2 protein-coding genes are annotated in these 637 nt (G+C 67.5%); both read left to right on the top strand.

Features of this window, described 5'->3' with window-relative positions; genetic code table 11:
• Positions 1-227: N-acetyltransferase (locus tag EF918_RS36485; RefSeq protein ID WP_125653042.1), on the top strand; the 227-nt coding region annotated here is incomplete at its 5' end.
• A 169-nt stretch (positions 228-396) separates the two neighbouring features.
• Positions 397-637: 50S ribosomal protein L19 (rplS, locus tag EF918_RS36480; protein WP_125653041.1), on the top strand; the 241-nt coding region annotated here is incomplete at its 3' end.

Here is a 637-nt window from a genome sequence, read left to right as displayed (position 1 = left end):
TGATGGTGGCCCCGGACTGGCAGGGCCGTGGGCTCGGCGCCCGCCTGCTGCAGGCGGCGGAGCGGCTCGCGCCCGCCGAGGTCACGTCGTACGCGCTGACCACGGGCGCGCTGAGTGAGCGCAACCTGGAGCTGTACCGGAAGGCGGGCTACCGGGAGATCAGCCGGGAGGCCCAGACGCCGAAGGTCGACCTGGTTCTGCTCGGCAAACGGCGTCGCCGTAAGTAGGCGCCACGTCCTGATTTCGTCACTGTGCGGGGCGTGTGGCAAGATTGTCTGCTGCTGCCCTTCGGTGCTCCTGCCACAGGGGGTGACCACCGACCGGCAGCCTTCTGATGACTTCATCACCACCGACAGTCGTGGGTGACCTGTGGCACGCGCGAGAAAGAGACACCTGATGAGCAACGTCCTGAACGAGCTCGACAACGCGAGCAAGCGTGACGACATCCCCGCCTTCCGCCCCGGTGACACCGTCAAGGTGCACGTCAAGGTCGTCGAGGGCAACCGGTCCCGCGTCCAGGTCTTCCAGGGTGTCGTGATCCGCCGCCAGGGTGGTGGCCTGCAGGAGACCTTCACGGTCCGCAAGGTCAGCTTCGGTGTCGGCGTCGAGCGGACCTTCCCGCTGCACACCCCGATCG

This window comes from Streptomyces sp. WAC06614 (assembly GCF_003949795.1).
Taxonomy (GTDB): Bacteria; Actinomycetota; Actinomycetes; order Streptomycetales; family Streptomycetaceae; genus Streptomyces.
Note: the sequence above shows the minus strand (reverse complement) of the source record. Positions and strands in the feature narration are given on the sequence as shown.